A 21,949-nucleotide genomic window follows, 5' to 3' on the forward strand; every position below is an offset into this window, starting at 1 on the left:
CCTGTGTCACCTGGACGGACGGTCCTCCAGGTACGGCTGGAGGTGTTGCAGCCGGTCCGCGTAGTCGGGGTGCGAGGACAGCAGCTTGGCGAGCCCGCCCGTACGGGCCTGGGGGCCGGCAGCCGGGTAGGAAGCCTCCTCGTGCGCCCGCATGGTGTGCAGGACCCCGGCCAGGGGGTGGGCGAAGCCCAGGCCCGCGGCGTGTGCGTCGGCCCGGAGCTCGGACCTCCTGTTGACCAGGGCCAGCAGGTACGGAGCGACCGCCATCGGCAGGACGACCATCCAGGCCGCCGCGACGAAGGCCAGCAGCCCGCAGCCGAACAGCAGGACCAGGATTCCCGTCGCCGGCAGCGAGATGACGCGTGCCACACGCAGTGCGAGGCGTGACATCGCACGTATCGCCCGCCAGGTCAGCTCGGCCGGCTGCGCGTACCAGTGGCCCAGCAGGGAGGCCCAGGCGTGGCCGCCCGTGTGGTGGCCGAGTTCGTGCGCGAGCGCGGCGGCCAGCTGGCCGTTGGGCAGGTGGTTCAGGGAGAAGGTGGTGACGCCGACGATGTGGCCGGCCGCGGCGTACGCGTTGATGCCGTCGTTCTCCTCGATCCACAGCTCGTACTGGTGATGGTCGACGCCCGCACGTGCCGTGACCTCGCGCCACACCGGTTCCAGCCGGGCCCGTTCGGCAGGGGTCGGAACGCGCAGCCGCAGCAGTCTCCGGGCGAGGAAGCCTTCGGTGGGCCGGTGGAAGACCAGGGCGCCGCTGAGCACCCAGAGGGTGACGGGAAGCCAGGCGGCCGACCCGAAGAACGCCGACGCGAAGCCGGTCACCACGGCGAGGCTGCAGAGGAACGCGGGCACCTGGACGAGGAGCCGGCTCAGTGCGGTGGCGTCCACGCCCCGCTGGCGGGCGGTCAGATGGACGCGCCGCTGCTCGAAGTCCATCTCGTGAGGATGGCGCCCCGGCTGCACCGGGGCCGGGGCCGGTGCGGGGCCGAGCGCCTCGGGGTAGGCCGGGGGAGGGAGCGGGCTGTGGGGGTACGGGGGTGCGCCGTCGGTGGATGTGCTGGGGTACGAGGGTGCGGCTCCCCCCGTCGTGCCGGGGTACGCCGGTGGGGTGTCGGTGGGTCTGCCGGGGTACGCGGGTGCCTCTGTGGTTGGGCTGGGGTACGCGGGTGCGGCGTCCGCGGTTGGTCCGGGGTACGCGGGTGCGGCGTCTGCCATGGTGCCGGGGTACGCGGGCGGAGGGCCGGAGTACTCGGGCGGTGGGGCGTCGTGGCCGGGCGGGTGGGTCATCGGTCTGGCTCCTCGGGGTGTGCGGGCGGGCGCGGGTCCTGTGGCGGCTCAGCCCAGGAGTCCCGCGACCGGGAAGAAGAAGGTGCTGAGGAAGAAGGCGGCCAGACCGATCCGTATCCAGCGGTGCTTGTCCGCGACGATGCGGCTGGTCTCCGCCAGCGAGACGAGCAGGGCGTCGGCCGGGGAGCGGGCCGTGTCGGCAAGTGCCTGTGCGAGCAGGCCCTGCGAGGAGGCCCGCCGGGTGTCCGCGAAGTAGGTGAGCGGCTGCCCCGGTGCCCAGGTGCTCGGCCGGTACCGCGGCAGGATCGCCATGAGGAGGGACAGCAGGGCCAGCGCCACGCAGCAGGCCCCGGCCCACCACAGCACGCTGCCGAATCCGCTCAGGTCCCACGGGCGCCAGCGCCGGGCCGAGAGGAACCCGCTGAGGACCCCCACCGTGACGCCGAGCGCCCCGGCGAGCACCGCGGCCTTGCTGTCGGCGCGCGCGATCTCGCCGCGGGCGTCGGTGAGCAGCCGCCCGGCAGCCTCCAGGGAGGCCACTTCCGAGGGCGCGGGGGCCGGGTTGGCGGTCACGACGGTCCGCCTTCCGGATCCTCGGCGGCGGGTTCGTCCTGGGGCTCGGCAGCGGCGCCCTGCGACGGCGCCGAGCCCTGCCACGGGCCGGTGGCCTGTGAGGGTGCCGCGCTCCGCGGCGGCGCGGTGTCCTGCTGCGGGCCGGCGAAGGGCATCGCGGGCATCGAGGGTGGGACGACGGTCGGCATGGCGGGCATCGGGGGTGGGACGACGGTCGGCACGGCGGGTGCGAGGGGAGGCTGCGGGGGCGGGAAGCCGTACGGCGGTGGCACGGCAGGCCCGGGCGGGGCGGTGACCGGGGGCCCGTAAGCCGAGGGCCCGTAGGCCGGAGGCGGCACGTACCCGTCGAACGGCGGTGCCCCGTGGTTCACGGCACCGTCGGCCGAGGGGTGGAATCCGGCCGCCGGTGGTGCGGCGACGGGCTGCCCGGGAAGGATCCCGGGCAGCGACGGCGGCACGGGGGGAACGGGCGCCGCGGGTACGGCGTCCGCCGGTGCGAGCGCTGCCGGCGGGACCGGGCTCGGCACCGTGTCGGCCACTCCGGGCAGCCGCTGCGCGAGGATCTCGGTGACCGTCCTGAGCGCGAGCTCCTTCGGCCCGTCGAGCTCGAACGCCTCCGCGTGCTTGCCCCCGAGCAGCTCCGAGACCAGCTCCTTCTGCTGCTGGATCAGCCGCAGCTGGTCGTCGCGCATGGACTGCATCACCAGCCGGGAGTCCTCCGGGTGTTCGGAGAGGTGGAGCGCCCAGGCGTGCACCCCACCGTGCTGCAGGTGGTAGGCGTAGAAGTTGATCTTCTGTGCCTGCAGGGCCTGGAGTTCCAGGTCCTGGCGGCCCGCGAGCAGTGCGTGCTGGTGCTGGAGAGCCTGCTGCTGCATGGCCAGTTCGTGCTGCTGCCGCTGGTGCTCGAAGGCCCTCCCCGCCAGGAGCTGGTCCTGCTGCCGGGAGCGGCGGTCGACCTCCAGATCGATGTCCATGCCGCGCTGGGCGACGAGTACCTGCTCCACGCTCTGGTACTCGATGGCCTGCTTGCGCTTTTCGTGCGCGATGTTGTCGTCGTCCCGGCGTACCCGCACGGTCCAGGTGACCTGGAGCCCTGCCGCCGCCCCCAGCTGCCCCTGCGCCTCCACCGCCCGCAGCACCGCCTGTTCGGCGTCGGCGCTGCGATGGACGGGGAACGCCCGGGTGACCGGCCGCGCGGCCTGCTGCAACTCGCCCAGCAGGAGTTCGGGGACGTTGCGGTGCCCGCTCCTGACGAACACGTCCGGCTCCAGCACCTGCCAGGACAGGTCGACCGCCACCCCGAACTCGAACGCGTCGTTGTCGCTGGGCAGGGCCAGTTCGGTGCGCACCGGATGGATCCCCATGTCCACCTCGTAGACGGCTGTGTAGCGCCGGGTCGCCATGTCCGCGCGTACGGGGCGGTGGGGCGGCAGGAAGGTGTCGTACTCACCCCTCGACGTGACGAACACCAGCGCGTGATCGACCTGGGTGACCGGCTTGCGGGTCACGTACTCGAAGCGCGTCAGCTGCCGCACGGTCAGCACCGGATCGGTCAGCTGTGTGTGGCGGTCGGCGTTCTGCTGCCACTCGGGCGGACGGCGGAAGTCGGCCATCGGAACTCTTCTCCTTGACGGGTGCGGCTGGTTCAGCCGTGATCGACGACGGCCAGCAGCCGGCCCGCGACCGGCGGCGTCGTACCGCCGTCCTCGGCGGGCATCGTGCGCAGCAGGTGGGCGAGTCGTCTGCGGTCGGTGTCGGTCTCGACGAGGCCGGACAGCAGGGCGGCCAGGGCCGCCTCGGTGCGGGGGGCGTGGTCCGCGGACCATGTCCACGTACGCAGGACCGCGAGGGCGTCGTCCGTGTGGTGGCGGTCGCGCAGGGCGGCCGTCCACAGATCCGTGAGGTCCCGGGCCTGCGGGGCGCGCACGGCGGCTGCCTGGGCGTACCACTCGAGCAGCGGGGCCGGGGACCCGGTCGGATCGTCGTCCTGGGGATGCGCGCAGGCGTACAGGAAGGAACGCAGGGCGAGATCGCGCAGGGCGGGTTCGTCGCCCAGCCAGCTCCCCATCTCCGCCAGCACCTGCCCGCCGGCCGGGGAGAGCAGCAACAGGGCGACGGACGCGGAGAGTTCTTCGATCTCCTCGGCGAGCCGGTCGGTGTCGCCGCCGCGTCCGTCGCCCGCCGCGAAGTACGTACGGGCGGCGGAGCGCAGGGCGTGCAGAGCTTCCGCCGGGTGGGCGGGGCCGATCAGGGCATAGGCGCGGATCGCCGTCCAGCGCTCCCGGCGATCGTCGCCTGTGCACCAACTGCCAAGAATCCGCAGGATGTTGGGAGCTCCGAGGAAGTGGGCCAGAGTGAGTGCGTTGACCGCGACGAGTCGCTGCCGGTAACGGCGCGACGTGGCCCAGCGGGTGATGACGAGAGCCATCGCCGACGGCAGGTCCGCCGCGGCGAGCACGGCCGCGGTCGAGGCGGCACGGGTGCGCACGAGGGGGCGTCCGTCGTCGGCGAGCCGGTCCAGCCAGGCCACCAGGGCCGGCCGGGCTGACGGGTGGCCGGTCCACACCTCGCGCAGCAGGACGAGGGCGGCGCGATCGTCGCGGTACCGGGCCTTGCGCTGGGCGACCGGACCCCACTCGGTCACCTCGTTCTCCTCGTACCGCTCGGCGCGCGCCCGGTTCAGCCGCCCGCCCGCCGCGTTGCCGAAGACGGGTACGAGGGGCGGCTTCGAGGGGTCTTCGGTCTTCTGGAGCAGCGCGAACAGCACGTCGCTCAGTTCGGCGGTCAGGGCGTACGGCGCCTCGTTGAACGCGGCGAGCGCGACGAGGAAGGCCTTGTCCAGGAGGGAGGCCGACGGATCGCCGAGCCACTCCTCGACCTGGCTCTCCAGAGCCGCGAGCGAGAAGTGCTCCAGCTCGTGCCCCGCGGCCCGGCCGCTCGCGACGCGGGCCAGCAGCCGGGCGAACGCGGCCACCTCCCGCAACTGGTGGCCGCGGTCGAGGAACTCCTTGACGGAACGGTGCTCCAGCAGTGCCCCGGCATCCGCTCCGGGACCGGCGGGGCCGTCCGGCCGGGCCGCCAGATGGGCCTCCAGGACGGCACGCGACTGCGGCGGCTGCCAGTGCGCGACGGGGACGTCCTCCAGTGCCGCGGCCGGATCGACGGTGATCACCAGGTAGGCGTCCTGCTCGACGAGCCTCTCCCGCAGGGCCAGCAGGTGCGTGTCGCGCAGGGGCAGGTCACGCCGGAGCGCGAGGTCGCAAAGCACATGGCCGCGGGCTCCGTCGAGCAGACCGGCCAGCGCGGCGGGGGTGGTGTCGCGGTCGAGGGAGCGTACGGGGGTGGCGCCCAGCCGGTTCAGGAGCATCAGGGCGGCCGTGCGACGGCCGGTGAAGTGCTGGCCGGAAAGCACCAGGACGCGTACCGTCCGCAGCCGCTCCACGAGTCCGGTGAACAGCGATCCGTCCCCGCCGGGCACGAAGAGGGACGCCGTCCGGTCCAGGCTGTCCTGCGGGACGGGGCCGGAGGTGTGCGAGTCGCTGGACACCCCGAGCTGGTAGATCTCGGTCTTGCTGCCCATGATCACGTCGCCGACGACGTGCCCGCCGCTGACGCCGTGCTGGTCGCGACCGCTCAGCCCGCCCTCGAAGCGGGCCGAGGCGCCGACCATGATGCCCGGACTGTGCGCGTAGAGGTCACGGCGCGCGCTCCAGGCGTCCTGCGGCTGTTCCGGTTCCTCCTCCGGGGCGTCGGTACGGGAGGGCGCGTCGTCCCCGGCCTTCGGTGCCTCGGGAGCCTCGGGAGCGCCGGCGGACGCTGCCCCGGAGGTGTCGGCGGCGCCGTCGGCCCCAGGGCCGGACGGCACGGGCGGATCCTGGCTCATCGGAGGGCACCGCCGTCCGAGGGGCCGTCCGCGTCGGTGGGTTCCGCGGGCCGGCCGTCGCCGGCACCGCCGAGCACGACGTCTCCTGTGACGTGTCCGCCGCTCACCCCGTGCAGGTCCCGCCCGGCCAGACCACCGCCGAAGGAGGGCGCTCCGCCGTGGAAGTGGAACACGGCGCCGCCCGCAGTCCCGGACGCCGGGTCGCCGGAGGAGCCCCCGTCCGTCCCCTCCGGCGACCCGCCGGCGGCGCCCCCGCGCGCCGCTCCCCCCGCGGCGGAGGCGCCGCCCCCGTGCGCCGCCTCCGCCCTGTCGGCCGCGGCGTCCCCGTACGCCGTCGCGGCCTTTCCCACCCCTTGCACCGTGTCGTGCAGCCAGGCCTTCATCGGGCCGTTCTTGCCGTTCACGGTGACGGGACGGAACTCTTCCGGCACGATGCCGGGATGGCCGTGCCGGACGATCCCGTGGTGCACGTCCTCGGACACGCACAGCGCCAGATCGCCCGTTCGCTCCCGCAGCGCGGCCCGCAGCACGTCGGCGTCCAGCAGCCGGCAGGCGTGGTTCAGGTCGGAGCCCACCCAGCCGTCCCGCTCGTCGACGGCGACGTATCCCGTGGCGAGTACGGCCCGCAGCCGGATCTGGGCGCTGCTCGACGCCATCCGGTTGACCCCGTGCAGTTGTACGGGGGTCTCGGTCAGCAGAGCCCGCAGCAGCGCGGCCACCGAGGCGTTCGCGTCGATCAGCTCCATGACCGCGTCGCCCCGGTCGGCGCGGACCCGCCGGTCCTCCCCGATCCCGGCCGCGGTGAGCGTGCGGTCGGCGATGTCGTACAGCATGCGCCGCAGGTAGTTCTGCTCGATGTCGTCACGATCGCTGAAGCGCTCGATGTCGAACAGCAGGATGGTGCGGCTCACGGGGTCGGTCATGGCTGCCTCTCGGTGATCTGCGAGTGGCAGCAGCCTGTGCCCGCCGGCCCAGGACCGGTGAGGGCAGATGACCCACTAAAAGTGTGACCGTGTGTACATACGGTCAGGAGCGGGGCCGGACGCAGAGCCCGGGTGAGCCCTCGGGGTCCTGGGCGGCGCAGAGCCCTCGGGTCACCCCTCCGGGTCCTGGGCCCGGGCTATCCGGCGCAGTACGTCCGGCCGCAGGATCAGCAGGGTCCGCCGGCCGGTCGACACCACCTGCCGGGCCCGCAGGTCCCTGAGCAGCCGCTGCACCATCTCCCGGGAAGCCCCGACGGACCCGGCCAGCTCCTGCTTGCTCAGCGGCACGGTCAGCATGATGCCCTCCGGGGTGCGGACGCCGTGGGTGCGGGCCAGGTCGAGCAGCAGTACGGCGAACCGCTCCCGGACGGTCAGCGAGGCGAATTCCAGCCGGCGGCGGTCGGCCGCCCTGGTGCGGTCGGACGTCAGCCCGAGCAGGGTGAAGGCCGCGGCGGGGGACCGGGCGAGGTACTCCCTGAAGAGGTCGTGCTCCACGGCCACGGCCTTCACCGGCTCCAGCGCGGTGACGGTGGCCGATCGCGCGCGGCCGGTCAGGGCCGATGACTCCCCGACGATGTCGCCGGGGCCGCGTAGGGCGAGGAGTGCCTCGTAGCCGTTGGCCGCGGAGGCGGTGACCTTGGTCCAGCCCTCGGTGATCAGCAGGACGTGGGAGGACGGCTCCTGCTGGTGGATGAGCGCCGACCTCGTCCCGAAGCGGAGAGCGCCGCCCAGGGCGAGGAGCGCGGCGCGGTCCGCCCGCTCCAGCCTGGCGAGAAAGGGGACGCGGTCGTCCAGCCCGTGGCCCCCCGGCGGTTCGAGCATGGTCATCGTGCCCCCCTGCGCATCACGCGCTCACTGTTTCGCCCCGGCGCGAGAGCCCGTTCCGCTGTCGCGGTGGCCGCTCCGCCTGCCCGCTCGTCGACGCAGCGGGCAGGTCAAGCTACTGGCAGTGAGCACCGCCTGCCGGGAGAAAGCCGGTTTTGGCCCGTGGTATCCCGGCGTGGTGTCGCTCGGGCCCGCACGGGCCGTGCTCCAGGGCATTTGTTTTGACCCAGCTCCGTGAGGTAGGTACGCTCAAGCCTTGTGCCTGGGGTGTGCCTGGGCTCGGGTGCGTGTCCTCAACCGCATGGCGAGTCCGTAAGTGGCCACCGCAATCTGCGCTCCTTCTGCCTCAGGGCAGGAGCTTGCAGTATTCGACACACCCGACCGCGTGGGTCGGTGTGTTCCAGGTTAGTTTCAACGAACGGCACACAGAAACCGGAGAAGTAGTGCCTACGATCCAGCAGCTGGTCCGGAAGGGCCGGCAGGACAAGGTCGAGAAGAACAAGACGCCCGCGCTCGAGGGTTCGCCCCAGCGTCGCGGCGTCTGCACGCGTGTGTTCACGACCACCCCGAAGAAGCCGAACTCGGCGCTCCGTAAGGTCGCGCGTGTGCGTCTGACCTCCGGTATCGAGGTCACGGCCTACATCCCGGGTGAGGGACACAACCTGCAGGAGCACTCCATCGTGCTCGTGCGTGGTGGCCGTGTGAAGGACCTGCCGGGTGTTCGCTACAAGATCATCCGCGGCTCGCTCGACACCCAGGGTGTCAAGAACCGCAAGCAGGCCCGAAGCCGCTACGGCGCCAAGAAGGAGAAGTAAGAATGCCTCGTAAGGGCCCCGCCCCGAAGCGCCCGGTCATCATCGACCCGGTCTACAGCTCTCCTCTTGTCACCTCGCTGATCAACAAGATCCTCCTCGACGGCAAGCGTTCCACCGCCGAGCGGATCGTGTACGGCGCCATGGAAGGCCTCCGCGAGAAGACCGGCGCTGACCCGGTCATCACGCTGAAGCGCGCGCTTGAGAACGTCAAGCCCTCGCTCGAGGTCAAGTCCCGCCGTGTCGGTGGCGCCACCTACCAGGTGCCGATCGAGGTCAAGCCCGGTCGTGCCGCCACCCTCTCGCTGCGCTGGATCGTGGGTTACTCCCGCGCCCGTCGCGAGAAGACGATGACCGAGCGGCTCATGAACGAGCTGCTCGACGCCTCCAACGGTCTTGGCGCAGCTGTCAAGAAGCGCGAGGACACCCACAAGATGGCCGAGTCGAACAAGGCCTTCGCGCACTACCGCTGGTAGTCGCTTACCCCATCGAGACCGAGAGAAGATTGAGCCTTATGGCCACCACTTCGCTTGACCTGGCCAAGGTCCGCAACATTGGGATCATGGCCCACATCGACGCGGGCAAGACGACCACCACCGAGCGGATCCTCTTCTACACCGGCGTTTCGTACAAGATCGGTGAAGTCCACGACGGCGCAGCCACGATGGACTGGATGGAGCAGGAGCAGGAGCGCGGCATCACGATCACGTCGGCCGCGACGACCTGTCACTGGCCGCTCAATGAGGTTGATCACACGATCAACATCATTGACACCCCGGGTCACGTCGACTTCACCGTCGAGGTGGAGCGTTCGCTCCGCGTCCTCGACGGTGCCGTCACCGTGTTCGACGGTGTGGCGGGCGTCGAGCCCCAGTCCGAGACTGTCTGGCGTCAGGCGGACCGCTACGGCGTGCCGCGTATCTGCTTCGTCAACAAGCTCGACCGCACGGGTGCCGAGTTCCACCGCTGCGTCGACATGATCATCGAGCGCCTCGGTGCTGTCCCGCTGGTCATGCAGCTTCCCATCGGCGCCGAAGCCGACTTCAAGGGCGTCGTCGACCTCGTGTCGATGAAGGCCTTTGTCTGGTCGGAAGAGGCCGCCAAGGGCGAGATGTACGACACCGTCGACATCCCCGACACGCACGTCGAGGCAGCCGAGGAGTGGCGCGGCAAGCTGCTCGAGGCCGTCTCGGAGAACGACGACGCGATGATGGAGCTGTACCTGGAGGGCGTCGAGCCCACCGAGGAGCAGCTGCACGAGGCGATCCGTCGGATCACCCTCGCGTCGAAGGGCACGGCCGACTCCGTCACCGTGACCCCGGTGTTCTGTGGCACCGCGTTCAAGAACAAGGGCGTCCAGCCCCTGCTCGACGCGGTCGTCCGCTACCTGCCTTCCCCCCTGGACGTCGAGGCCATCGAAGGCCACGACGTGAAGGACCCGGAGCAGGTCATCAAGCGGAAGCCTTCGGACGACGAGCCGTTCTCCGGCCTGGCGTTCAAGATCGCGAGCGACCCGCACCTGGGCAAGCTCACCTTCGTCCGGATCTACTCCGGTCGCCTCGAGGCCGGCACCGCGGTGCTGAACTCGGTCAAGGGCAAGAAGGAGCGCATCGGGAAGATCTACCGTATGCACGCGAACAAGCGTGAGGAGATCCCCTCGGTGGGCGCCGGTGACATCGTCGCCGTCATGGGCCTGAAGCAGACCACCACCGGTGAGACGCTGTGTGACGACAAGAACCCGGTCATCCTGGAGTCCATGGACTTCCCGGCGCCGGTCATTCAGGTCGCCATCGAGCCCAAGTCCAAGGGTGACCAGGAGAAGCTGGGTGTAGCCATCCAGCGTCTCTCGGAGGAGGACCCCTCCTTCCAGGTGCACTCCGACGAGGAGACCGGCCAGACCATCATCGGTGGTATGGGCGAGCTTCACCTCGAGGTGCTCGTCGACCGCATGAAGCGCGAGTTCCGCGTCGAGGCGAACGTCGGCAAGCCCCAGGTCGCGTACCGCGAGACGATCCGCAAGACCGTCGAGCGCATCGACTACACGCACAAGAAGCAGACTGGTGGTACCGGCCAGTTCGCGAAGGTGCAGATCGCCCTCGAGCCCATCGAGGGTGGCGACGCCTCCTACGAGTTCGTCAACAAGGTCACCGGTGGCCGCATCCCCCGTGAGTACATTCCCTCGGTGGACGCGGGTGCCCAGGAAGCCATGCAGTTCGGCATCCTGGCCGGTTACGAGATGGTCGGCGTCCGCGTCACCCTTCTCGACGGTGGTTACCACGAGGTCGACTCCTCGGAGCTCGCCTTCAAGATCGCCGGTTCGCAGGCGTTCAAGGAGGGTGCCCGCAAGGCGTCCCCCGTGCTCCTCGAGCCGATGATGGCCGTCGAGGTCACCACGCCCGAGGACTACATGGGCGATGTCATCGGCGACCTCAACTCCCGCCGTGGCCAGATTCAGGCCATGGAGGAGCGCAGCGGCGCTCGCGTCGTGAAGGGCCTCGTGCCCCTCTCGGAGATGTTCGGCTACGTCGGAGACCTCCGCAGCAAGACCTCGGGTCGCGCAAGCTACTCGATGCAGTTCGACTCCTACGCCGAGGTTCCGCGGAACGTCGCCGAGGAGATCATCGCGAAGGCCAAGGGCGAGTAACTCTTCCGAGTCAACGCTTTAGGCTTGTCACCGGAGCCCGGCCGGGCATTCGTCGCAGCGCGCAAGCACTGCGGCGAATGCCCCCGGCACCGGCATTCCAGCAAAGATCACCTGGCGCCGATGAAGCAAGGCGTACAGAACCACTCAGGAGGACCCCAGTGGCGAAGGCAAAGTTCGAGCGGACTAAGCCGCACGTCAACATCGGCACCATCGGTCACATCGACCACGGTAAGACGACCCTCACGGCCGCCATTACCAAGGTGCTGCACGACGCGTACCCCGACCTGAACGAGGCCTCGGCCTTCGACCAGATCGACAAGGCTCCCGAAGAGCGCCAGCGTGGTATCACGATCTCGATCGCTCACGTTGAGTACCAGACCGAGTCGCGTCACTACGCCCACGTCGACTGCCCCGGTCACGCGGACTACATCAAGAACATGATCACGGGTGCCGCGCAGATGGACGGCGCGATCCTCGTGGTTGCCGCCACCGACGGCCCGATGCCGCAGACCAAGGAGCACGTGCTCCTGGCCCGCCAGGTCGGCGTTCCCTACATCGTCGTCGCCCTGAACAAGGCCGACATGGTGGACGACGAGGAGATCCTGGAGCTCGTCGAGCTCGAGGTCCGTGAGCTCCTCTCCGAGTACGAGTTCCCGGGCGACGACCTTCCGGTCGTCAAGGTCTCGGCGCTCAAGGCGCTCGAGGGCGACAAGGAGTGGGGCCAGACCGTTCTGGACCTCATGGCCGCCGTCGACGAGTCGATCCCGCAGCCCGAGCGTGACGTCGAGAAGCCGTTCCTCATGCCCATCGAGGACGTCTTCACGATCACCGGTCGCGGTACGGTCGTCACCGGCCGCATCGAGCGTGGTGTCCTGAAGGTCAACGAGACCGTCGACATCGTCGGTATCAAGACCGAGAAGACCACCACCACGGTCACCGGCATCGAGATGTTCCGCAAGCTGCTCGACGAGGGCCAGGCCGGTGAGAACGTCGGTCTGCTTCTTCGTGGCATCAAGCGCGAGGACGTCGAGCGCGGCCAGGTCATCATCAAGCCGGGTTCGGTCACGCCGCACACCGAGTTCGAGGCGCAGTCCTACATCCTGTCGAAGGACGAGGGTGGCCGTCACACCCCGTTCTTCAACAACTACCGCCCGCAGTTCTACTTCCGTACCACGGACGTAACGGGCGTTGTGACCCTTCCCGAGGGCACCGAGATGGTCATGCCGGGTGACAACACCCTCATGAACGTCTCGCTGATCCAGCCCGTCGCCATGGAAGAGGGCCTGAAGTTCGCCATCCGTGAGGGTGGCCGGACCGTGGGCGCCGGCCAGGTCACCAAGATCCTCAAGTAATTTCTTGACGGTCTGACCTGGTAGCTCCGCACAGAGCACCAAGAAGGGGCCCCGGCCCGCCGCGCAAGCGGTGGACCGGGGCCCCTTCGGTGTGTCCGGGGCTTCCCGCGAACCACCGGTCCGCCCTTATGGCCGCCAGGCCCACGGCACGACGTCCGGTCCCAGGCCGATCACCGTGGGGCGGCCGTCGGCGCCGAGGTGCAGCGCGGTTCCGTCGAGGGCCGCGGGTCCCCGTGTCCGTACGGAGAGGCCCCGGCCGGTACGGAGCTGGATCCGGCCCTCCCCGGTGCGGCCGAGCAGCATCGGGCCGAGCGGGGTGGCGGCGGCGGTCACGGGTCCGTATCCGTCGAAGTCGCTGCGGTCCACGGCCGCCCCCGCCCGCACGGCCGTCAGCCGGGGCGTGGCCCGGGCCCGGAAGAACAGCTCCACGGACCCGTCGGCGCCCACGAGCGCGGCCGGCGGATCTCCGGGCACCGGTGCCTCGGTGAGCTGCGCGCGGGCGGTCAGCCGTTCGCCGGGCGCGTCCTGCGTCCAGTGGTGCACGGCGTGACGGCCGGCCGCGTGGACATGGACGCGGCCCGCTCCGTCCACCGCTGTGCTCAGCCCGTCCTGGACCGCACCGCCGCCCAGGTCACGCCAGCCGCTCCACCGGCCCGCCGCGTCCCGTATACGGGTGCTGAGCCCCTTCTCGGCGTTCCTCACGAAGAGGTGGACCCGTCCGTCGGGGGCCGCGACGGCCACCGGGACGCCGATGCGGCGCCCGTGGTCCTGCCCCCGGGCGGGATTGCCGAGCCCCTGCCAGGCACGGAAGCCGCCGCCGGGGGAGCGCTGTTCGAGCAGCACGATCTCGCGCTCGTTGTCGCTGCCGTGTCCGCCGAGGGACGCGAAGCGCAGCCCGAGGAGCAGCTGTCTGCCGTCGGGCAGCACCGCCGGGCCCAGGGCCGGGGCGAGCGGGCCGCCGCCGAGGTCGTCCGGTCCGTCCCAGACACCGCTGCCGGGCGCGCTCTCGCGCCACCGGACCGCGCGCAGCCCCAGGACCCCGTACACGACGAGCCGGCCGTCCGGCTCGGCGGTCACGGCGGGCCGGGCTCCGGGGTAGCGGTGGTGGGTGGAGCGGACCCAGCCCTTCCTGTTGGTCAGGGGGCGGTCGCCGCCCACGTTGTAGTCCCCGCAGCCGGACGGATTGCCGCACTCCCAGTCCGGGGAACCGCCGTACGGGACGAGGTGGCCTGCCTTCTCGGCCAGCACTCCGGGCGGCAGGTTCTTGGGCCAGTGCCGGTTGTAGTACCCGCGGAACGAGGTGACGGCGAAGCCCGGCACCGCACCGCCGCCCCCGGTCGACCGGGCCACCCAGCGGATCAGCGCCGCCCAGGCGAAGCAGCCGGCCGCCGTGTGGTCGGCGTGGTCGGAGTAGCCGTGCTGCTCGCTGTCCCGTCGGCGGACCGCCTCGGTGCTGTGCTGGATGTCGGGGTCGGGGTCCAGGGTGTGGACGACGGTCGGCCGGTACTGCTCCAGCAGCCCCGCGAGGACGTCGATGAGGCTCTCGTACGTGTACGAACCGGCCCTGCGCAGCGGGGAGTCGGCGGCGACGACGGTACGCAGGACGAGGTGGCGGTCCCGCCAGAGGCTCGGCAGCCCGAGACGGCCGTGCGAGGTGTGCATGGCGGTGTTGAGGAAGATCAGCTCGACCCGGCGCGCGCCGTTCGCGAGGACGTTGATCTCGGCCCGGTGGCGGTCGTGCAGGGTGACGACGGACCGCTGCCAGCGGGTGTACCTGCCGAGCCCGAGCAGGGTCGCGTACGCCTGCCGGAGGCCCTGGTGGCGCGCGGAGGAGTACGCGGCCCTGTCCGGCGCGGGCCGTCCGGCACCGGGGATCCTGTTGACGCCGTCGGCCTCGCCCGCCGTGAGATAGACGCAGACCAGGGGCGTCCCGGCGTCGAGCATCTGCCTGGTGTCCGGGTTCATGAAGTACAGGTCGTCGTCCGGGTGGGCGAGTATCTGCATGAGCCGGGCGGGCCGTGAACTGCTGATCGGGAAGCCCGGGGCGGGGTTCGGCGTGGGGTTGCGCCGCCTGGGGGCCGGTACGGAACAGGCGCTGAGGGCGGCCGTCGCGGTGGCCGCCAGCAGGGTGGTGCGTCGGGGCACCCCACTTCCGGGCAGGGCAGGTCGATCCGTCACGCCGCGCACTCCGTCCGCTTCCCCCGCAGCGGACGGGCGGGTGCCCAGAGCTGCGTACTGTCGGTCAGTGCAGGTCAGGGCTGCACGCCTCTTCCCGCGGGGGGATAGACGGGGATACGCGTGGCGAGGTTGCCCGGCGAGATGCGCGATGCCCCCGGGACGATCACGTGAGCGTCACGGAATGCTCTCCTGTCCGTGTTCGCACGCCCCGGACGGAGTTGCCCTGACAACTGCAGGGGTGGGCAGAACGAAGACGGTCCACCGGGTCGCGGTACTCCGCGACCCGGTGCGGCGTGCGCCGATGAGGTCAGGCGAGGGCCCGGGTGCTGCGTCGTAGCAGGGCCGCTCCGAGCGGGGTGAGGGTGTGCAGGACGGAGGAGGCGTGGCGGTTGCTGACGATCAGGCCGTTGTCCCGGAGCGTGGTGGCATGCTGACTGGCGGACGACGCGGAGACCCCCGCGACGCGGGCCAGCTCGCCGGTGGTGGCGCCGTTGGCGGCGGCGCGCAGGACGGTGGCGCGGGTGCGTCCGAGCAGCGTCGCCAGGGGTGCGCCGGAGCCGAGATCTCCGGGGAGCGCGGTGTGGTGGGGCTCGTGGCTGAGCGAGTAGATCAGGACCGGCTCGAGCGTCGGCTCGGCCAGGGCCACCGGGTTGCCCCAGGAGAAGTGCGACGGGATCAGGCGTAGCCCCCGGCCGTCGAGACGCAGATCGCGGTCCTCGGGATAGACGGAGTGCAGGACGGGGTGCCGCCAGCGCAGGCAGGGCCCCAGATTCCGCAGGACCCCCTCCGTCCCGTGATCGAGGACGGCGCGTGCGCGGGCGGACCGCTCCGCCTCGACGCGGGCCTCGGCGTGCTCGCTGTACGGGGCGATGATTGTGTCGTAGTAGGTCCGCATCGCCCGGACCAGTTCCTCCCGCATGTCCGGCTCGGCCAGGCGCGGCGCCCAGGCGGGGGCTCCGCTGGTGCGCCCGAGGACGCCCACCTCGTCCAGGACGCGGCGCGGCGGGGTGGCACGGATGGCCTCCAGCCCGCTGTCGAGGCCTTCGGAGGCCTCGGGCGGGGTCAGGAAGTCCGGGAAGTAGGCGGCCCGGGGGACCAGAGGCAGCAGGAGTGTGCGCAGGGTGCGGGTGAACTGGCCGGCGTGCAGTCGGTCGCGTGCGGTGCGGTACCAGTCGGCGTAGGCCCAGCGGCCGTGGCGCGTCTGTAATCGGTGCAGGCTCGTGCAGATCTCCCACAGCGGGTCCGGCCCGGCGGCCACACGGGTCCTGACCAGGTCTGCGTTGGTGAAGTGGATACGGAGCACGGCATCTCCCCCTGATGCGGCGGGCCTGCCGGTCCGCACGGAAGGCCTCTGTCAGTCATGCTCGCGCCGGGCAGGTGCATGACGCAAAGGGGCGCGACGGGGACCGCGCGCCCATCAGGGCCTCGCAGACGCGTGCCCGGCCCGCGTACTGCTCAGCGGGCCGGGCACGCGCATGCAGTCGGTCAGATCGGATCAGGTCAGGTCAGCAGGCGGGGCAGGCGTTGGCCGCCCGTTTGAAGGCGGCCTGGGTCCCGGGTCCGGGGTCTCCGTCGATCTTGCCGGTGTAGCCGAAGTACTCCTTGAGGTAGCGCTGCAGCGCCCTCACCGTGTTGGGTCCGGGGTCTCCGTCGATCGAGTCCGTGTAGCCCCAGTGCGCCTTCAGGAAGCGCTGCATCGCCTTCCAGCTGTTCGTGCCGAGCTCCCCGTCGATATCCCCGGTGTAGCCCCACCTGTCCTTCAGGACGCGCTGGATGGCCTTGGCCTGTGAAGGGCTCAGCCCGAGGTTGTCCGTCGCGAACACGCCGGCCTCTGCGCTCGTGGCCGTCGTGTTCTGCGCGGGTGCCGCGAAGCCGGCGCCCGCGCCGGCCAGGCTCCCGGCGGCGATCCCGACGGCGGCGGTGAGGCTCACGAGTGTCCTTGCCAGAACCTTCTGTCGCATGTGTTCCCCCATGAGTCCGTGGAGCGGCCGAACCGTGCACCGGCCCGCCCGCTCGGTGGTGCGGCAGGGGCGGCGTTCCCCCTGCGGCGCTGGACCTGAGCTTCCCGGAAAGGTGCACGAGAGGCCCAGGTTCTTCGGCTCCATCCGAAAGGCCCAGAACACGGGGGAGGAGGCGGATGCTCCATATCTACGGGGCGCGCACCATGAACACGTCCACCGCGTCCTCGTCCTCCAGGACGAAGCCGTGGCGCTCGTACAGACGCCTCGCCGCGCTGCCCTGCAGCACGTTCAGCCGGACGGTGGTGCCCTCGCCGTCCGTGCGGGCCAGGAGCGAGAGCAGGACGGCGGAGCCGAGCCCCCGGCCCTGGTGCGCGGGGGAGAGGTAGAAGTGCTCCAGCCAGTACCCGCCCCCCTGCGGGCGCAGGGCGACACATCCGGCGAAGGCTTCTTGGGCCAGCACGACCGAGGTGTGCCCGGGGACGTAGGCGTCCCGCAGCCGCTGTCGTACGCGATGCTCGTCGTAGCGGCCCAGACGCTCCAGATCGGGGCGCATCACGGCCGCGCGGAGCTCCACGATCGGCTCGAGGTCCCGCAGGTCGGCGGGCCGCAGCGTCCAGGCGGGGACCGTGTTCGTATCCACGGGGAGAGTTTCGCAGGAGGGGTGCGGGGGTCCGGTGGCAGCCCAGGGCGTGCCCGCGTTTGACCATCCGACCGCGAGGGGTAGGATCCTCCGCCCGATTGGCCAGGCCTGCGACCCGTATGGCACACTGGTCAGGTTGCTCGGTTGAGTGTCAATGCTGCGCGCCTCCCGCCGGGAGGACCGGAAGCGAGTCCCACAGTACTCGTCGACCCCATGCGGGTCGGACGTACGGGAATCTTTCGGGAAGTTCAGCAGGGCGCAGACCAGGCACCCGGTGGGTGTTTCGCCCCCGTCCGCGAGGTCTCAGGCCCGCACCCCCTTGGTTGGGATTTCCTTCGGGAGATTTTCGTAGAGGGGATGCGACACGCCCGACCGCGTGGGTCGGAGGTGGAGTCCTGAGAACCCCCGGGTTCCAGAGCGTTATGAGAGACAGGACTACTAGTAGCCATGGCGGGACAGAAGATCCGCATCCGGCTCAAGGCCTACGACCACGAGGTCATCGACTCCTCGGCGAAGAAGATCGTCGAGACGGTGACCCGCACTGGTGCGTCGGTCGCAGGCCCGGTGCCGCTGCCCACTGAGAAGAACGTGTACTGCGTCATCAAGTCGCCGCACAAGTACAAGGACTCTCGCGAGCACTTCGAGATGCGCACGCACAAGCGCCTCATCGACATTCTCGACCCCACGCCGAAGACGGTCGACTCGCTGATGCGCCTCGACCTGCCGGCTGGCGTCGACATCGAGATCAAGCTCTGAGGGGACGGGCCGAGATGAGCAAGAACATCAAGGGCGTCCTGGGCGAGAAGCTCGGTATGACCCAGGTCTGGGACGAGAACAACCGGGTTGTCCCGGTGACCGTCGTCAAGGCCGGTCCGTGCGTCGTGACGCAGGTTCGTACGAACGACAGCGACGGCTACGAGTCGGTCCAGATCGCCTTCGGCGAGATCGACCCGCGCAAGGTGAACAAGCCCCTCAAGGGCCACTTCGCCAAGGCCGACGTGACCCCGCGCCGCCACCTGGTGGAGCTCCGCACCCCTGACTCCAGCGAGTACACGCTGGGCCAGGAGATCACTGCCGAGGTGTTCGAGTCCGGCGTCAAGGTTGACGTCACGGGCAAGAGCAAGGGCAAGGGCTTCGCCGGTGTCATGAAGCGTCACAACTTCAAGGGCCTCGGCGCCGGCCACGGCGTCCAGCGCAAGCACCGTTCCCCCGGTTCGATCGGTGGCTGCGCCACCCCTGGGCGTGTCTTCAAGGGCATGCGCATGGCCGGCCGGATGGGCAACGAGCGCGTCACCACCCAGAACCTGACCATCCACGCGGTTGACGCGGAGAAGGGTCTGCTGCTCATCAAGGGCGCAGTCCCCGGTCCGAACGGCGGCCTCGTCCTGGTCCGTACCGCGGCCAAGGGGGCTTGAGGTAATGAGCACCATTGACATCCTTTCGCCGGCAGGCGACAAGGCCGGTACCGTCGAGCTCCCCGCGGAGATCTTCGACGCGAAGACCAGCGTTCCGCTGATCCACCAGGTCGTTGTCGCACAGCTGGCAGCTGCCCGTCAGGGCACGCACTCGACCAAGCGCCGCGGTGAAGTCCGCGGTGGTGGCCGTAAGCCTTACCGCCAGAAGGGCACCGGCCGTGCCCGCCAGGGCTCGACCCGCGCGCCGCAGTTCGCGGGCGGTGGCGTCGTCCACGGCCCCAAGCCGCGTGACTACTCGCAGCGCACCCCGAAGAAGATGAAGGCCGCCGCCCTGCGCGGTGCCCTCTCCGACCGGGCGCGTCACTCCCGCATCCACGTCGTCACCGGCGTGGTCGAGGGTGGAGTTTCCACGAAGGCCGCCAAGACGCTGTTCGGCAAGATCTCGGAGCGCAGCAACCTGCTCCTGGTCGTCGACCGCGCCGACGAGGCCGCGTGGCTGTCCGCACGCAACCTGCCCCAGGTGCACATCCTGGAGCCGGGCCAGCTGAACACGTACGACGTGATCGTCTCTGACGACGTGGTCTTCACTCAGGCCGCTTTCGAGTCCTTCGTGTCTGGCCCCCAGACCGCTGAGACCGAAGGGAGCGACGCCTGATGAGCGAGGCGACCGTTACCAGCTCGACCATCACGAGCAAGACCTACTCGGACCCGCGCGACGTTCTCGTCAAGCCGGTCGTGTCCGAGAAGAGCTACGCGCTGCTCGACGAGAACAAGTACACGTTCATCGTCGCGCCGGGCTCCAACAAGACCCAGATCAAGCAGGCCGTGGAAGCGGTCTTCTCGGTCAAGGTCACCGGGGTCAACACGATCAACCGGCAGGGCAAGCGCAAGCGGACCAAGACCGGCTTCGGCAAGCGTGCTGACACCAAGCGCGCCATCGTGACCCTCGCCGAGGGCGACCGTATCGACATCTTCGGCGGCCCGACCTCCTGACGGAGGTCGAGTCGTCCGGAATCGGACGAGGACTGAGAAATGGGTATCCGCAAGTACAAGCCGACGACCCCGGGCCGTCGTGGCTCCAGCGTCGCCGACTTTGTCGAGATCACGCGGTCCACGCCGGAGAAGTCGCTGGTCCGCCCCCTGCACAGCAAGGGCGGCCGTAACAACGCCGGTCGTGTGACCGTTCGCCACCAGGGCGGTGGCCACAAGCGCGCCTACCGAGTGATCGACTTCCGTCGTCACGACAAGGACGGCGTGCCGGCCAAGGTCGCGCACATCGAGTACGACCCGAACCGCACTGCGCGCATCGCGCTGCTGCACTACGCGGACGGCGAGAAGCGTTACATCGTCGCTCCCCGTGGTCTGTCGCAGGGTGACCGCATCGAGAACGGGCCGACCGCAGACATCAAGCCGGGCAACAACCTGGCGCTGCGCAACATCCCGGTCGGTACGACCATCCACGCCATCGAGCTGCGGCCCGGCGGCGGCGCGAAGTTCGCCCGTTCCGCGGGTGCCTCCGTGCAGCTGCTGGCGAAGGAGGGCACGATGGCCCACCTTCGTATGCCTTCCGGCGAGATCCGGCTGGTCGACGCCCGTTGCCGCGCCACCATCGGTGAGGTCGGCAACGCCGAGCAGTCGAACATCAACTGGGGCAAGGCCGGCCGTATGCGCTGGAAGGGCGTACGCCCGACCGTCCGCGGTGTCGCGATGAACCCGGTTGACCACCCGCACGGTGGTGGTGAAGGCAAGACCTCCGGTGGACGTCACCCGGTCTCGCCGTGGGGTCAGAAGGAGGGTCGTACTCGCTCGCCGAAGAAGGCATCGAGCAAGTACATCGTCCGCCGCCGCAAGACGAACAAGAAGCGCTAGGAGCGGGTTTAGATGCCGCGCAGTCTCAAGAAGGGGCCCTTCGTCGACGGCCACCTCATCAAGAAGGTGGACGTACAGAACGAGGCAGGCACCAAGAACGTCATCAAGACCTGGTCCCGTCGCTCGATGATCATCCCGGCCATGCTGGGCCACACCATCGCGGTGCACAACGGCAAGATCCACGTCCCGGTGTTCGTCACCGAGTCGATGGTCGGCCACAAGCTCGGTGAGTTCTCGCCGACTCGCACCTTCCGCGGCCACGTCAAGGACGACCGGAAGTCGAAGCGCCGCTAGCGCGGGGTGGAAACGACTATGACTTACACCGAAGGGACAACCATGGAAGCCAGGGCCCAGGCGCGGTACATCCGCGTCACGCCCATGAAGGCCCGCCGAGTGGTGGACCTCATCCGTGGCATGGATGCCACGGAGGCTCAGGCGGTCCTGCGTTTCGCCCCGCAGGCCGCGAGCGTGCCGGTTGGCAAGGTGCTTGACAGCGCCATTGCCAACGCTGCACACAACTACGACCACACCGACGCCACTTCGCTGGTCATCAGCGAGGCGTACGTGGACGAGGGCCCGACCCTGAAGCGGTTCCGTCCGCGTGCTCAGGGCCGTGCCTACCGGATCCGTAAGCGGACCAGCCACATCACCGTGGTCGTCAGCAGCAAGGAAGGAACCCGGTAATGGGCCAGAAGGTTAACCCGCATGGGTTCCGGCTCGGCATTACCACGGACTTCAAGTCCCGTTGGTACGCCGACAAGCTGTACAAGGACTACGTCAAGGAAGACGTTGCCATTCGTCGCATGATGACGAAGGGCATGGAGCGTGCCGGTATCTCGAAGGTTGAGATCGAGCGCACCCGCGACCGCGTCCGCGTTGACATCCACACCGCCCGCCCGGGCATCGTCATCGGTCGCCGTGGCGCCGAGGCCGACCGCATCCGTGGCGAGCTGGAGAAGCTGACTGGCAAGCAGGTCCAGCTGAACATCCTCGAGGTCAAGAACCCCGAGGTCGACGCTCAGCTGGTGGCCCAGGCCGTCGCCGAGCAGCTCTCCTCCCGCGTCTCCTTCCGTCGTGCCATGCGTAAGAGCATGCAGAGCACGATGAAGGCCGGCGCCAAGGGCATCAAGATCCAGTGCGGTGGCCGCCTCGGCGGCGCCGAGATGTCCCGCTCGGAGTTCTACCGCGAGGGCCGCGTGCCCCTGCACACGCTCCGTGCGAACGTCGACTACGGCTTCTTCGAGGCCAAGACGACCTTCGGCCGCATCGGTGTGAAGGTCTGGATCTACAAGGGCGATGTCAAGAACATCGCCGAGGTCCGCGCCGAGAACGCAGCGGCTCGCGCCGGCAACCGTCCGGCTCGTGGCGGCACTGACCGCCCGGCCGGCCGTGGTGGCCGTGGTGGCGAGCGTGGCGGTCGCGGCCGCAAGCCGCAGCAGTCCGCGCCGGCAGCAGAGGCCCCCAAGGCCGACGCTCCCGCCGCCGCTGCTCCGGCTGAGAGCACCGGAACGGAGGCCTGACCGA

22 protein-coding genes are annotated in these 21,949 nt (G+C 70.1%); 12 read left to right on the forward strand and 10 right to left on the reverse strand.

The genetic code is table 11. From position 1 onward, the window contains the following. Window positions 1-6: 6 nt before the first annotated feature. From ABZS61_RS27425 to ABZS61_RS27450, 6 genes are all read right to left on the reverse strand, one after another. Window positions 7-939 carry a M48 family metalloprotease gene (locus ABZS61_RS27425; protein WP_356426688.1) on the reverse strand — a complete coding sequence of 311 codons (933 nt, stop codon included), beginning with the start codon at window positions 937-939 and terminating at the stop codon, window positions 7-9. A gap of 399 nt (window positions 940-1,338) precedes the next feature. Continuing rightward, the gene (locus ABZS61_RS27430; RefSeq protein WP_356426691.1) at window positions 1,339-1,863 is read right to left on the reverse strand and encodes a Pycsar system effector family protein; all 525 of its coding nucleotides are present in this window, start codon (window positions 1,861-1,863) and stop codon (window positions 1,339-1,341) included. After that, entirely contained in the window at window positions 1,860-3,476 is a 1,617-nt protein-coding gene (locus ABZS61_RS27435) for a hypothetical protein (protein ID WP_356426694.1), read from the reverse strand. Before ABZS61_RS27435 ends, ABZS61_RS27430 begins: the two co-directional genes overlap by 4 nt. A gap of 32 nt (window positions 3,477-3,508) precedes the next feature. Then, window positions 3,509-5,728 carry a hypothetical protein gene (locus ABZS61_RS27440; RefSeq protein ID WP_356426697.1) on the reverse strand — a complete coding sequence of 740 codons (2,220 nt, stop codon included), beginning with the start codon at window positions 5,726-5,728 and terminating at the stop codon, window positions 3,509-3,511. Between the two features lie 14 nt (window positions 5,729-5,742). Further along, the gene (locus ABZS61_RS27445) at window positions 5,743-6,669 is read right to left on the reverse strand and encodes a hypothetical protein (RefSeq protein WP_356426700.1); all 927 of its coding nucleotides are present in this window, start codon (window positions 6,667-6,669) and stop codon (window positions 5,743-5,745) included. A gap of 171 nt (window positions 6,670-6,840) precedes the next feature. Further along, the gene (locus ABZS61_RS27450; protein ID WP_356426703.1) at window positions 6,841-7,557 is read right to left on the reverse strand and encodes a Crp/Fnr family transcriptional regulator; all 717 of its coding nucleotides are present in this window, start codon (window positions 7,555-7,557) and stop codon (window positions 6,841-6,843) included. Window positions 7,558-7,997: 440 nt separating this feature from the next. Between ABZS61_RS27450 and rpsL the strand changes: the two genes are divergently transcribed. The 4 genes from rpsL (at window position 7,998) to tuf (ending at window position 12,362) form a co-directional block, all read left to right on the forward strand. Continuing rightward, window positions 7,998-8,369, forward strand: a complete 372-nt coding sequence (gene rpsL, locus ABZS61_RS27455; RefSeq protein WP_003948652.1) for a 30S ribosomal protein S12 — start codon at window positions 7,998-8,000, stop codon at window positions 8,367-8,369. 2 nt (window positions 8,370-8,371) lie between these two features. Then, window positions 8,372-8,842, forward strand: coding sequence for a 30S ribosomal protein S7 (gene rpsG / locus ABZS61_RS27460; protein ID WP_014154599.1), 471 nt, complete (start codon window positions 8,372-8,374; stop codon window positions 8,840-8,842). Between the two features lie 38 nt (window positions 8,843-8,880). Then, complete coding sequence (fusA, locus tag ABZS61_RS27465; RefSeq protein ID WP_356426706.1) at window positions 8,881-11,010, forward strand: elongation factor G; 2,130 nt, start codon at window positions 8,881-8,883, stop codon at window positions 11,008-11,010. A 158-nt stretch (window positions 11,011-11,168) separates the two neighbouring features. Further along, complete coding sequence (gene tuf, locus ABZS61_RS27470; protein ID WP_356426709.1) at window positions 11,169-12,362, forward strand: elongation factor Tu; 1,194 nt, start codon at window positions 11,169-11,171, stop codon at window positions 12,360-12,362. A 126-nt stretch (window positions 12,363-12,488) separates the two neighbouring features. Here the strand turns inward: tuf and ABZS61_RS27475 are convergent, their stop codons facing one another. From ABZS61_RS27475 to ABZS61_RS27490, 4 genes are all read right to left on the reverse strand, one after another. Continuing rightward, window positions 12,489-14,507 (reverse strand): PIG-L family deacetylase, encoded by a 2,019-nt coding sequence (locus ABZS61_RS27475; protein ID WP_356426996.1) that lies wholly within the window; start codon window positions 14,505-14,507, stop codon window positions 12,489-12,491. A gap of 340 nt (window positions 14,508-14,847) precedes the next feature. After that, on the reverse strand, window positions 14,848-15,843 hold the full coding sequence (locus tag ABZS61_RS27480) for a winged helix-turn-helix domain-containing protein (protein ID WP_356426713.1): 996 nt from the start codon (window positions 15,841-15,843) through the stop codon (window positions 14,848-14,850). A gap of 202 nt (window positions 15,844-16,045) precedes the next feature. Further along, window positions 16,046-16,501, reverse strand: coding sequence for a peptidoglycan-binding protein (locus ABZS61_RS27485; RefSeq protein ID WP_356426716.1), 456 nt, complete (start codon window positions 16,499-16,501; stop codon window positions 16,046-16,048). Between the two features lie 187 nt (window positions 16,502-16,688). Next, window positions 16,689-17,141 (reverse strand): GNAT family N-acetyltransferase, encoded by a 453-nt coding sequence (locus ABZS61_RS27490; RefSeq protein ID WP_356426718.1) that lies wholly within the window; start codon window positions 17,139-17,141, stop codon window positions 16,689-16,691. 447 nt (window positions 17,142-17,588) lie between these two features. Between ABZS61_RS27490 and rpsJ the strand changes: the two genes are divergently transcribed. The 8 genes from rpsJ to rpsC are packed head-to-tail and all read left to right on the forward strand — an operon-like array spanning window position 17,589 to window position 21,945. After that, a complete protein-coding gene (gene rpsJ / locus ABZS61_RS27495; RefSeq protein ID WP_003948644.1) occupies window positions 17,589-17,897 on the forward strand; it encodes a 30S ribosomal protein S10 in 309 nt (102 codons plus the stop codon). Between the two features lie 14 nt (window positions 17,898-17,911). Further along, a complete protein-coding gene (gene rplC, locus ABZS61_RS27500; RefSeq protein ID WP_328905321.1) occupies window positions 17,912-18,556 on the forward strand; it encodes a 50S ribosomal protein L3 in 645 nt (214 codons plus the stop codon). 4 nt (window positions 18,557-18,560) lie between these two features. Next, window positions 18,561-19,211, forward strand: a complete 651-nt coding sequence (gene rplD, locus ABZS61_RS27505) for a 50S ribosomal protein L4 (protein WP_056796592.1) — start codon at window positions 18,561-18,563, stop codon at window positions 19,209-19,211. Next, complete coding sequence (rplW, locus tag ABZS61_RS27510; RefSeq protein ID WP_031096361.1) at window positions 19,211-19,549, forward strand: 50S ribosomal protein L23; 339 nt, start codon at window positions 19,211-19,213, stop codon at window positions 19,547-19,549. The genes rplD and rplW overlap by 1 nt, the downstream gene beginning before the upstream one ends. Window positions 19,550-19,588: 39 nt before the next feature. Further along, window positions 19,589-20,425 carry a 50S ribosomal protein L2 gene (gene rplB, locus ABZS61_RS27515; protein WP_031096363.1) on the forward strand — a complete coding sequence of 279 codons (837 nt, stop codon included), beginning with the start codon at window positions 19,589-19,591 and terminating at the stop codon, window positions 20,423-20,425. Between the two features lie 12 nt (window positions 20,426-20,437). Further along, complete coding sequence (gene rpsS / locus ABZS61_RS27520; protein ID WP_023539342.1) at window positions 20,438-20,719, forward strand: 30S ribosomal protein S19; 282 nt, start codon at window positions 20,438-20,440, stop codon at window positions 20,717-20,719. Window positions 20,720-20,761: 42 nt separating this feature from the next. Next, the gene (gene rplV, locus ABZS61_RS27525; protein WP_307128872.1) at window positions 20,762-21,109 is read left to right on the forward strand and encodes a 50S ribosomal protein L22; all 348 of its coding nucleotides are present in this window, start codon (window positions 20,762-20,764) and stop codon (window positions 21,107-21,109) included. After that, window positions 21,109-21,945 carry a 30S ribosomal protein S3 gene (rpsC, locus tag ABZS61_RS27530; protein WP_327115670.1) on the forward strand — a complete coding sequence of 279 codons (837 nt, stop codon included), beginning with the start codon at window positions 21,109-21,111 and terminating at the stop codon, window positions 21,943-21,945. Before rplV ends, rpsC begins: the two co-directional genes overlap by 1 nt. Window positions 21,946-21,949 lie beyond the last annotated feature (4 nt).

The sequence above is a fragment of the Streptomyces sp. NPDC005566 genome (assembly GCF_040605575.1).
Taxonomy (GTDB): Bacteria; Actinomycetota; Actinomycetes; order Streptomycetales; family Streptomycetaceae; genus Streptomyces.

What these genes read in the sequence shown, in the direction of transcription:
- ABZS61_RS27425 (WP_356426688.1), bottom strand. Translation starts at nt 939, where the DNA reads ATGGACTTCGAGCAGCGGCGCGTCCATCTGACCGCCCGCCAGCGGGGC.
- ABZS61_RS27435 (WP_356426694.1), bottom strand. Translation starts at nt 3,476, where the DNA reads ATGGCCGACTTCCGCCGTCCGCCCGAGTGGCAGCAGAACGCCGACCGC.
- ABZS61_RS27445 (WP_356426700.1), bottom strand. Translation starts at nt 6,669, where the DNA reads ATGACCGACCCCGTGAGCCGCACCATCCTGCTGTTCGACATCGAGCGC.
- ABZS61_RS27450 (WP_356426703.1), bottom strand. Translation starts at nt 7,557, where the DNA reads ATGACCATGCTCGAACCGCCGGGGGGCCACGGGCTGGACGACCGCGTC.
- rpsG (WP_014154599.1), top strand. Translation starts at nt 8,372, where the DNA reads ATGCCTCGTAAGGGCCCCGCCCCGAAGCGCCCGGTCATCATCGACCCG.
- fusA (WP_356426706.1), top strand. Translation starts at nt 8,881, where the DNA reads ATGGCCACCACTTCGCTTGACCTGGCCAAGGTCCGCAACATTGGGATC.
- ABZS61_RS27485 (WP_356426716.1), bottom strand. Translation starts at nt 16,501, where the DNA reads ATGCGACAGAAGGTTCTGGCAAGGACACTCGTGAGCCTCACCGCCGCC.
- rpsJ (WP_003948644.1), top strand. Translation starts at nt 17,589, where the DNA reads ATGGCGGGACAGAAGATCCGCATCCGGCTCAAGGCCTACGACCACGAG.
- rplC (WP_328905321.1), top strand. Translation starts at nt 17,912, where the DNA reads ATGAGCAAGAACATCAAGGGCGTCCTGGGCGAGAAGCTCGGTATGACC.
- rplD (WP_056796592.1), top strand. Translation starts at nt 18,561, where the DNA reads ATGAGCACCATTGACATCCTTTCGCCGGCAGGCGACAAGGCCGGTACC.
- rplW (WP_031096361.1), top strand. Translation starts at nt 19,211, where the DNA reads ATGAGCGAGGCGACCGTTACCAGCTCGACCATCACGAGCAAGACCTAC.
- rplB (WP_031096363.1), top strand. Translation starts at nt 19,589, where the DNA reads ATGGGTATCCGCAAGTACAAGCCGACGACCCCGGGCCGTCGTGGCTCC.
- rpsS (WP_023539342.1), top strand. Translation starts at nt 20,438, where the DNA reads ATGCCGCGCAGTCTCAAGAAGGGGCCCTTCGTCGACGGCCACCTCATC.
- rplV (WP_307128872.1), top strand. Translation starts at nt 20,762, where the DNA reads ATGGAAGCCAGGGCCCAGGCGCGGTACATCCGCGTCACGCCCATGAAG.
- rpsC (WP_327115670.1), top strand. Translation starts at nt 21,109, where the DNA reads ATGGGCCAGAAGGTTAACCCGCATGGGTTCCGGCTCGGCATTACCACG.